Source organism: Microvirga sp. P5_D2 (assembly GCF_054049475.1).
The window spans coordinates 1-8,215 of record NZ_JBFUMH010000196.1 but is presented as its reverse complement, the minus strand read 5'-3'; the positions used below and the strand labels follow the sequence as shown (position 1 = coordinate 8,215).

14 protein-coding genes are annotated in these 8,215 nt (G+C 59.1%); 9 read left to right on the top strand and 5 right to left on the bottom strand.

The features are described 5' to 3' along the window. Positions 1–194: 194 nt before the first annotated feature. The gene (locus ACXJKO_RS27550) at positions 195–452 is read right to left on the bottom strand and encodes a DUF1127 domain-containing protein (protein WP_457094232.1); all 258 of its coding nucleotides are present in this window, start codon (positions 450–452) and stop codon (positions 195–197) included. Positions 453–548: 96 nt separating this feature from the next. Here ACXJKO_RS27550 and ACXJKO_RS27545 point away from each other — a divergent pair, with 96 nt between their 5' ends. Next, a complete protein-coding gene (locus ACXJKO_RS27545) occupies positions 549–677 on the top strand; it encodes a hypothetical protein (RefSeq protein WP_457094231.1) in 129 nt (42 codons plus the stop codon). Positions 678–902: 225 nt separating this feature from the next. Here ACXJKO_RS27545 and ACXJKO_RS27540 read toward each other — a convergent pair whose 3' ends face one another. Continuing rightward, positions 903–1,793 (bottom strand): LysR family transcriptional regulator, encoded by an 891-nt coding sequence (locus tag ACXJKO_RS27540; protein WP_457094230.1) that lies wholly within the window; start codon positions 1,791–1,793, stop codon positions 903–905. A gap of 725 nt (positions 1,794–2,518) precedes the next feature. Between ACXJKO_RS27540 and ACXJKO_RS27535 the strand changes: the two genes are divergently transcribed. Both ACXJKO_RS27535 and repC read left to right on the top strand, forming a co-directional pair. Beyond that, the gene (locus tag ACXJKO_RS27535) at positions 2,519–2,731 is read left to right on the top strand and encodes a hypothetical protein (RefSeq protein ID WP_457094229.1); all 213 of its coding nucleotides are present in this window, start codon (positions 2,519–2,521) and stop codon (positions 2,729–2,731) included. Positions 2,732–2,906: 175 nt separating this feature from the next. Continuing rightward, positions 2,907–4,055 carry a plasmid replication protein RepC gene (gene repC / locus ACXJKO_RS27530; RefSeq protein ID WP_457094228.1) on the top strand — a complete coding sequence of 383 codons (1,149 nt, stop codon included), beginning with the start codon at positions 2,907–2,909 and terminating at the stop codon, positions 4,053–4,055. Positions 4,056–4,100: 45 nt separating this feature from the next. Here repC and ACXJKO_RS27525 read toward each other — a convergent pair whose 3' ends face one another. Then, positions 4,101–4,535 carry a peptidoglycan-binding domain-containing protein gene (locus tag ACXJKO_RS27525; protein WP_457094227.1) on the bottom strand — a complete coding sequence of 145 codons (435 nt, stop codon included), beginning with the start codon at positions 4,533–4,535 and terminating at the stop codon, positions 4,101–4,103. Between the two features lie 433 nt (positions 4,536–4,968). Here ACXJKO_RS27525 and ACXJKO_RS27520 point away from each other — a divergent pair, with 433 nt between their 5' ends. Next, positions 4,969–5,220, top strand: coding sequence for a WGR domain-containing protein (locus ACXJKO_RS27520; protein WP_457094226.1), 252 nt, complete (start codon positions 4,969–4,971; stop codon positions 5,218–5,220). 81 nt (positions 5,221–5,301) lie between these two features. On the opposite strand, the gene ACXJKO_RS27515 is transcribed toward ACXJKO_RS27520, so the two are convergent. Next, on the bottom strand, positions 5,302–5,559 hold the full coding sequence (locus ACXJKO_RS27515; protein ID WP_457094225.1) for a hypothetical protein: 258 nt from the start codon (positions 5,557–5,559) through the stop codon (positions 5,302–5,304). After that, the gene (locus ACXJKO_RS27510) at positions 5,556–6,077 is read right to left on the bottom strand and encodes a DNA/RNA non-specific endonuclease (protein WP_457094224.1); all 522 of its coding nucleotides are present in this window, start codon (positions 6,075–6,077) and stop codon (positions 5,556–5,558) included. The genes ACXJKO_RS27515 and ACXJKO_RS27510 overlap by 4 nt, the downstream gene beginning before the upstream one ends. Positions 6,078–6,217: 140 nt before the next feature. Between ACXJKO_RS27510 and ACXJKO_RS27505 the strand changes: the two genes are divergently transcribed. The 5 genes from ACXJKO_RS27505 to ACXJKO_RS27485 all read left to right on the top strand — a co-directional run bounded on the left by ACXJKO_RS27505 (position 6,218) and on the right by ACXJKO_RS27485 (position 8,213). Then, on the top strand, positions 6,218–6,541 hold the full coding sequence (locus tag ACXJKO_RS27505) for a hypothetical protein (RefSeq protein ID WP_457094223.1): 324 nt from the start codon (positions 6,218–6,220) through the stop codon (positions 6,539–6,541). A gap of 34 nt (positions 6,542–6,575) precedes the next feature. Next, entirely contained in the window at positions 6,576–7,289 is a 714-nt protein-coding gene (locus tag ACXJKO_RS27500; protein ID WP_457094222.1) for a L,D-transpeptidase, read from the top strand. A 43-nt stretch (positions 7,290–7,332) separates the two neighbouring features. Continuing rightward, a complete protein-coding gene (locus ACXJKO_RS27495) occupies positions 7,333–7,518 on the top strand; it encodes a hypothetical protein (RefSeq protein WP_457094221.1) in 186 nt (61 codons plus the stop codon). Positions 7,519–7,606: 88 nt separating this feature from the next. After that, positions 7,607–7,999 (top strand): helix-turn-helix domain-containing protein, encoded by a 393-nt coding sequence (locus tag ACXJKO_RS27490; protein WP_457094220.1) that lies wholly within the window; start codon positions 7,607–7,609, stop codon positions 7,997–7,999. 64 nt (positions 8,000–8,063) lie between these two features. After that, entirely contained in the window at positions 8,064–8,213 is a 150-nt protein-coding gene (locus tag ACXJKO_RS27485) for a hypothetical protein (RefSeq protein ID WP_457094219.1), read from the top strand. Positions 8,214–8,215: the final 2 nt, after the last annotated feature.

Sequence of the window (8,215 nt, the reverse complement as noted above, 5' to 3'; positions counted from 1 at the left end):
GGGCAGCCTCGGCCCGGGTCATGCCGTCCAGGGCGTTGGCGATCGCCAGGAGCCGCAGGGCGGCCCGACAATCCTTCTCGCGAGCGGCTCGCGAGCGCAGATCTGATGGCGAGTCGTCCTGACGGATCGGGAGCCCGGCCATGCTGACCTCCATCAACAGCGTCCCCGGTGATCAGTGAATCACCCCACGCTCGTCATCGCAAATGCGAGTCAGCAATTCTCTGGATGGGTATTATCTGCGTGATGTCGTGCCTGGCGATGCCGATGTCGGACAACTCACGATCAGACAGAGCATTTAATTGCCGCGCCGTCTCACGAGCACGCAGCCAGCTGTTCGAAATGGGGCGTGGGTAATTACTGATGAGCAAATCTGCGGACTTCGCGTTGGCGGCATCTGCCGTTTCGCTGAGCACCGAGCAACTCTGATGCACTTCGTCATGGCCAGGAAACATTCCCGCGAGTGTGTAATGCTTGAGGCTTTGATCTCGTGGCGAAATGAGCGGTGTCAGATGCTTGTAGCAGAGCCATGCTCGTCACGCAGCCCCTTCATGAGGCACACTGCATTGCAAAGCGGCGCGTTGCCGTCGATACCAGCAGTGGCTGATTTTTATCGCGGCATCGCTTTCTTCCTCCCGGCGCTGCCGTATCAGCCGTTCCCTCTGGAAGGTTTTGACTGAATAGTCGGACCTCTACTTTAGCCGGGCCCAGTGCCCGGCCTTTTTCTTTTGGGTCCATGCTGATCGGTGAGGCCTTTTAGCGAAACGCTCAAGATTATGCATTTCGACTTTAGTGCCAGCTCGAAATGAGACGGTCTACCCGATACTTGCGATGTCATCGGAGCGTTCCCGCTGTAAGTCAGCGACAGGCGCGTGGTGCGACTTGAGGTCAGGGCGACTTGCGCCCTAGTGTGTCCACTTTTGGGCTTTGGTTACCAGGAAGTCCCGGAACACCTGCAGCCGTGCCACAGAGCGGGCTTCCTCTGGGAAGACCAAGTAGCAGTCGAGGCTCGGCATCTCGATGTCCCGGAGCACCTGCTTCACCTGCGGCTGATTGCTCATTGCGTAATCCGGCGCCATTCCGACTCCAGCGCCGGTCTCGATCGCTTGCCGCAGCGCAAGGCTGTCGTTCACGGTCAAGCGGCTCGTGCGCGGGTTCTTCGGGTTGCGTCCCAAGGTTGTCAGACAGTGAAGATCGAGGATGAAGGAGGGCTGCTCACCACCTAAGGTAATGATCTGGTGACGATCGAGGTCATCCACCGTCTCAGGCTTTCCGAAGCGCTCGATGTAAGTCTGAGAAGCATAGGCATGGTAATGGATGGCAAACAGGCGCCTCTGGATCAGATCCGGCTGCACCGGCCGGCGTAGCCGGATCGCCACATCCGCCTCCCGCATGGACAGGTCCAATTCGTCCGGGGTCAAGATCAGTTGGATGCGCACTTCAGGATAGAGATCGAGAAACTCTGTGAGGTGTTGCGCCAGCCAGATACCGCCGATTCCAACTGTAGCCGTAACTTTCAGCTCACCCGTGGGCCTCTCGCGGGTCTCACTGAGCTGCTGGCGCGTGCTTCCAAGGCGCCGGTGGATGTCCTGAGCGGCTTTAAGCAGCACCTCCCCGTGCTCAGTCAAAATGAGGCCGCGGGCATGGCGATGGAACAACGGGACCTTCAAGTCCTGCTCCAAGGCACTGATCTGGCGGCTGAGGGCGGATTGGGTGACGCCGAGGCTCTCCCCGGCCCGGGTGAAGTTGCCTGCCTCAGCGACCTCATAGAACAGCCTGATCTTATCCCAGTCCAATACGGATCTCCTAAGCCTTAAGCCCGCTAGCGCCTCAGTTACTGATGCCCAAGTTTATCCCGCTAAACAGGCTAACGGGACCAGGGACTTCATCGCGCTTGCTTAGATCTTGTTGACATCTGCCAACATGTTGCTCTTTTCGGCTGTTACCAGTAGAGCGCCGGTTCCGGATGCTGGCGATCGTCATCGGAGTGGTCGCAGCAGACCATATGAATGTGTCGCGGCCGCCGTGCCCGCTCGCGGCAACTTCATCTACGTGGTGGCCCGTGTGTACCTGCAGCGGCTCGAGGACGGCCTCTTATCAAAACTCTCCTTCGGAGGAATCTGGCGTGTAAGCTTCAACCTCGGTTGAAACCCAATCAGACCTCCGGATCGCTTCTCCAAATGCTTTAGTTTCTGAGACTGCCAACAATATTGACGGTTGGATTTCTACTGTTTCGTAATCTTCAGATCTAAACGCCGAGTCTTGGCGAGCAAAAACTCGAGGTGTGCAGCGAGGCTTCCGGCCCTAAACTCAGGATGGAGAATCAAGTGTGTAACGCCAAGCCGCTTGGAGCAGGCTTTTTACTTGCGAATTGATTCGGCTTTTTGCGCTAATTGATTCTGGGTAAAGGAGTTTTCCAACGGAGAATCCGTTTATTGTGAATGGATTCTTGCATTGCGACTCCACAGCCACCTCAGAATCGGGCATTTCTCGAAATGCTACGAGAGTAATGGGTGATGTGATGCCTGTTGGAAAAGGAACAGCCGCTGTTCAACGCCTCCGGAAAGCCCGCCGCGAGCGGGGCGACCGGGAGATGAACGTCTGGGTTCCCGGACTTCTCGGCTCTGCGATCGACAAAGCTGTCGAGAGTGGCCGCTTCAAGTCCCGGCAGGAGGTCATCACCCACGCTCTCGAGGCCATGTTCGCTCAAAAGGACCGAAATGTCGTGACGTAAACCAGGCAAAGCAAAAGGCCCACGAAGCTGGAAACTTCGAGGGCCTTTGGAGCTACCCGCAAGGGGCGGCAAAAAAGATCGTGTGACAACGTCTTTATGCCATCCCGACAAACTGTGTGTCAAGAGCATCGGTTTCGGTGAACGCTCCCGCTTTGCCCTCACCATGGAGGGTACGATGCAACTCGCATCGTCAGGAGGCCGGCGGCTGAGACATGCTGCTCTGGCCGCAAGGAAGCTTGCGTTTGAGGCTGAGCGCACAGTCTCGCGAAAAGAACTCTCGGCGGCATCCAGGGATGCAGGCAAGGCCCTGGACTTGAGGCCGGCCCAACGAGTGATCCTCTCAGAGCTTGTAGCCTGCTGGGGCGAACAGGCGTGGGAGCGGCTGCTGGTTTGGCCGTCCAACGACTACCTCATGAGCCGCACTGGCCTGACCGAGCGGGCGATCCGGCGCATCTTGCGCCAGCTTGTCGACCTGCAGCTGATCACGCCCAAGGACTCGGCGAACGGCAAACGCTTTGCGGTCAAGGACCTTGCCGGGCAGGTGGTCGACGCCTTCGGCTTCGACCTGACCCCCATCTATGCCCGTAGGGGGGACTGGGCGATGATGCTCATAGAACAGAAGCAACTGCGCGAGGTGCAGAAGCGGGCCTTCGACGAGGTCACCATCTGCCGGCGGGCCACAGAAGAAGCCTTGAGCGCCTTGGCCGAGCATTTCCCGGCCCTCGACCGGTCAGAGCTGGAAGCCCGCCTGAAGGCCCTCCAGGCGCACACGCCGACCCGCTCCCGGACCACCTTGCCAGCTGATCTTCTGGATGCCTGGCAGCTGTTGAGAACTGAGGCTGAGGAAACCTTTTATGAGACGGGCAAAGCAGGACTCGGAGACCCTCACAAAGAAAAAAACAACGGCTCTCCTAGTGAGACTTGTAACAACGGCTTTCCGAAGAAAGCTGGGCCGGTTCTGCAATACGAACAAACCGCGGAGCACCTATCACCGGAATTGATCCTTGAGGCCTGCCCGACCCTTGGCGACTACCCCAGGCCCATCGAGGATGCGTCTGACATCGTGGCGGCGGGGCGCTACCTGCGGGCGTCGTTGAGTGCGAACGAAAGCGCCTGGAACGAGGCCGTGGCCGACATCGGGTTGGTCAGAGCCGCCGTCACGGTCATCTACGTGCTCCAACTCTATGATGATGATGTCTCGAGCGGCGAAGGTCGGATCAAAAACCCGGGCGGCTATTTCCGCGCCATGGCGCGGCTGGTCAAAGCCAATAAGATCGACTTGGGTGTCGAACTTCTGGCCATGCGCAGGCGACGAATGTCATAGGAGAAGATCGTGCTCACGAGTCCTCGTGAGCTCCGAAGGGAGCAATTACTGCCTGGCCAAGTTGCCTGGCGTCAGAAGACGCAGGGTCGGGGCATCAAGCTCACCCGTCTCATAGAGTTTGTTGGCGCGCTGGAACTCTGTGATTGCCTTGCGGGTACCGGATCCGACGATGCCATCGGCTTTGAGAGAGCCGTAGCCGAGTTTCGTTAGGGCTTTCTGAGCCGTGGTGATGACAAGGTGTTGGCCATCAAGACTGTTCATGTTGATTGAACCGGTTGTGGGAGCGTCGTTGCCAAGGTTGTTCGACTGATTGACAAGATCCTTCATTCCGGTCGCCGCAGTCACCAGTTCGGCTTGTGCAAGGTCTCGGGCTTGAGTCAGAAGATCGGCTTCCTGCCGCAGCTTTGAAACTTGAGACTGCAACTGCTCCAAGTCGCCCACAGCTGTCTTGGTGCGCTGTCGCTCAGTCAGGAGGTCCATCTGGGTCTGGTGAAGGCTTCTCACCTGTCCGCGCAGCTGGCTTTCCACTTCGGCAGCGGATCGACTGGAGAGAGCGTACATGCCCCATCCCGTGATGGTGCCAAAGCCGAGAGCCAAGATGACCACTCGGGAGAAGTCGACAGGGGAGGACGCATATCTCTGGGGCATTATGAACTCTCAGGTACTAAAAAGGGAGGTCTGCGGTACGATTTGTTCTCGGCAGTGAGGAAGGAGGAGTGTGGTCGGATAATGGTTCCGACTCGGTTTCGCTCCCTCGCTGCCAGGGTGGGTTGCTCTTAGGGTAAACCCAGGGTTAACAGTGAGCAGAATGACCTACCGTGCTGCTAGATGCATCACCATCATGAATCGTTGGTCCCTGATCGATTCAGGACTTTGATTGGACCTCGGTCGCTGGTTTGCGCGACACTCGCGCATGTCCCAAGACACGATCCAGTACCTGGTGCTCGACAGGTGTGATCCCACCTGCAACATGGCTCGCTACTATGTCCTATCGATCGAGCCCAGCCTGTTTGGTGATGCCACTCTGATCCGCGAGTGGGGCCGCATCGGCCAGCCTGGGCAGAAGAGGATCGAGCTCTACGAAAACCAGTCACGTGCAGTGGAAGCCCTTGAAACATGGCTCCAGCGAAAGCGGCGACGCGGCTATCTGCTGAGAGGCGGATAGAGACAAGAGCATTCGCGGGAACATCCCGTTCACGGGATCCCGTCCAAGCTGGTACCCTTCTCTCATAACAGTTTGATTGACCTATGCGAACGGATTCTTGACCTGCTGCGCTTCCTCTGTGGGACCACTTTCATCAGGCAGGGCTTTATCCTGCTCCAGGGCTTTCACGATTGCGTCGACAGCCGCTTTCAGTGCCTTCGCTTGCTTGAGGCCATTCTTGTCGCGCGTCACGTCGAGTGAGCCATAAAGAGCGACCTTGTCGGTACCGTTCTCAATGGTGAACTCGCCTATGCTGAGAGAGGTGCTGTCATCTGAGAACGGCTGAAACTTCTTCGTCATCGGCTGCGTCCAAACTGATCAATGGCATCGAGGATGCCCCCAATGAATCCATCCTGTGATGGGGCAGGGACCTGTTCCTGAACGTCTGCTTGAGGCGGAGGTCTACGAGTATTTCTTCCGGGTCCTTTGGATCGCCGGAGTTGGGGAGTAGGCAGGTTCAAGACGTTTTGTTTGATGTCCAGTGGCAGCTGAGGGAACGGGTCTATGCCCGAAAGCTGCTGCAACTCAGCAAGCGAGATAAGCCTGTACTCGTCTCCCTCCTGGTTAGGCGCAAGATAGGCCGCTCCAGCGTTCAGCCTCGGGTCATAGACGGCTTTTGCAATGTGGGTTGGTACCAGCACACTCCCCTTGAGAGCCCGAAGGTTCTCTCCCTGGAAGATTGGGCCGGTCACCACGTAGATTTCATGCCGCTCTGAGTAGTCTCGCACAGCGCGTTCTATGCTCTCCCATAGATTACGGTTGTTGTCGGAGTTCTGCGGCACTGGCTTCAGCAGGTTGCCACCCCTCCTGTTAACCATGCGCTAACCGTGTTTTGCAGAAGAGGCTCGACGGAGACGCAAACCGTTGCGGCGTCAGGAACTGCCGGGCTGACCTCGGACTTTTCCCTGCATGCCGGCTTCGATGATGACCGGCGTTTTTCCCCAACCGAGGTGGTCCCATGCGGCTTGCTTTCGCAGTTCTTGCGACGTCTCTCGTCGCGTCTTCATTCGCTCTCGCTCAGGTTCCGGCCGAGGTCGAGGCGTGCCGGTTGTCAGGCTTGGCCGCGATCAAGGAGCGCTCGCCCTCGCTCGACCAGATCACACTCGACATGGAATCGCTGGCCGTCTCCAAGGCCAACACCAACGTCGGCGACACGCCGATCAAGATGGTGGTCATGGGCGACGCTTATCTCCAGCGCGACAAGACCGACAAGCCCAACCGCTTCGTCTGCCTCGTCAGCGACAAGGGCAAGGTGGTCCTGACCTTCTTCACCGAACAATAGACTTACCCGGTTCTCTCGCAGTCGGAGTGCTCCCATGTCCACGATGTCGCGTCGCCTGTTCCTTTCATCCGGCCTCGCCGCCATGACGGCAGCTCTAGCCGGCTGCTCGGCTGACAGATCACCCCTCGCTGGCCTGCTTGACACATCCGCTCCTCACCGGAGCCCCGGCGGCCGCACCATCAGCAAGCCCAACTATGCTGTGGTCTACGCGAGCTATCCCGGTGAACCGCATCCGGTGCCGAAGTTCGACTATGCTCCGGTCGATCCGGCGTTCCTTCGCCAGGAGGTGGAGTACCTCGGGTCGGAGGAGCCGGGAACGGTCGTGGTCGATCCTGCCGCACGCCAGCTCTACTTCGTCGACGCGCCTGGGCGTGCCACGCGCTACGGCGTTGGCGTGGGCCGGGAGGGTTTCGGCTGGTCAGGCACGGCGAAGATCAACATGCGCCGCAGCTGGCCCGACTGGGTGCCGCCCAAAGAGATGGTCGCCCGTGACCCGGAAATCCGAGTGCAGCTGGTGTCGACCTCCCGAGGGAAAGGTGTGCCAGGAGGGCCAAGGAGCCCGCTAGGCGCGAGGGCGATGTATCTCTTCGCGGACAGCGGCGACACCGGCTATCGCATCCACGGCACCACGGAACCGGAAACGATCGGCACCAACGTGTCGTCCGGCTGCATTCGCATGGTCAACCAGGATGTGATCCATCTCTATCAGCGCGCGCCTGAGGGAACCCAGGTCATCGTCTTGTCGTGACGGCACCATATCGGCGGATCGGATTGTTAAGGAGTCAAAGGCAATGAATGAAGAGAAAGGACAGTGGCACCACCCTCGTCTCTCAGACCGGGATCTCCTGCTCTGCATTGGTCGGGATCTCAAGCGGATCTACGAGGATACTCTGCGGCAGTCACTGCCAAGCGACGTCGAGGCCCTGCTGCAGAAGATCGAACAGGCTGAACGTGAGAGGACATCGCGGAAGCAGTGAACGGCTAGAGCATCGGACTGGAAATTAGACTCCTGGGCTTCTGCGCGGACCGAGGTTGTGATTCACTGCCTGGAACGGGAGGTGGATCATGGGTCACTGCTATTCTCTCGACCTCCGGGTGCGGGTCGCAGCCTTCGTGGAGGCGGGCCATTCCTGCCGGGCGGCAGCCCAACACTTCTGCGTCAGCGACAGTTTCGCCATCAAGCTGGTGCGGCGAACGCGCCACCTCGGCTCACCGGCGCCGGCCCGCCAGGGCCGTCCGCCGGGACACGGCAAGCTGGTGCCTTATGAGACCTTCCTGATCCAGACTGTCGAGGCCAAGCCCGCCATCACCATGCCCGAACTGGCCGCTCGGCTGCTCGACCAGCACGGGATCGTTGCGGCTCCCGCGATGCTCTCGCGCTTCCTGTGCCGGTGCGGCTTCACTTATAAAAAAACACCTGATGGCGGCGGAGTGCGCACGCGCCGACGTGCGGGATGAACGCCGCACTTGGAGAGACCACCGTCAGGTCCGCATGCGCCAAGAGCYGCACCGGCTGGTGTTCTTGGATGAGACGTACGTCAACACCAAGATGACGCGCCTGCGCGGCCGCTCACGCAAGGGCCAGCGGTTACGCATGAGCGCTCCCTTCGGGCATTGGAAGACGCATACCTTTCTGGCCGGGCTGCGCTGCCATGAGCCTGCGCTGCCATGAGC

Coding starts and splice junctions, on each gene's coding strand:
- ACXJKO_RS27550 (WP_457094232.1), bottom strand. CDS start 452: ATGTTTCCTGGCCATGACGAAGTGCATCAGAGTTGCTCGGTGCTCAGC.
- ACXJKO_RS27545 (WP_457094231.1), top strand. CDS start 549: ATGAGGCACACTGCATTGCAAAGCGGCGCGTTGCCGTCGATACCAGCA.
- ACXJKO_RS27535 (WP_457094229.1), top strand. CDS start 2,519: ATGCCTGTTGGAAAAGGAACAGCCGCTGTTCAACGCCTCCGGAAAGCC.
- repC (WP_457094228.1), top strand. CDS start 2,907: ATGCAACTCGCATCGTCAGGAGGCCGGCGGCTGAGACATGCTGCTCTG.
- ACXJKO_RS27525 (WP_457094227.1), bottom strand. CDS start 4,535: ATGGACCTCCTGACTGAGCGACAGCGCACCAAGACAGCTGTGGGCGAC.
- ACXJKO_RS27520 (WP_457094226.1), top strand. CDS start 4,969: ATGTCCCAAGACACGATCCAGTACCTGGTGCTCGACAGGTGTGATCCC.
- ACXJKO_RS27515 (WP_457094225.1), bottom strand. CDS start 5,559: ATGACGAAGAAGTTTCAGCCGTTCTCAGATGACAGCACCTCTCTCAGC.
- ACXJKO_RS27510 (WP_457094224.1), bottom strand. CDS start 6,077: ATGGTTAACAGGAGGGGTGGCAACCTGCTGAAGCCAGTGCCGCAGAAC.
- ACXJKO_RS27505 (WP_457094223.1), top strand. CDS start 6,218: ATGCGGCTTGCTTTCGCAGTTCTTGCGACGTCTCTCGTCGCGTCTTCA.
- ACXJKO_RS27500 (WP_457094222.1), top strand. CDS start 6,576: ATGTCCACGATGTCGCGTCGCCTGTTCCTTTCATCCGGCCTCGCCGCC.
- ACXJKO_RS27495 (WP_457094221.1), top strand. CDS start 7,333: ATGAATGAAGAGAAAGGACAGTGGCACCACCCTCGTCTCTCAGACCGG.
- ACXJKO_RS27490 (WP_457094220.1), top strand. CDS start 7,607: ATGGGTCACTGCTATTCTCTCGACCTCCGGGTGCGGGTCGCAGCCTTC.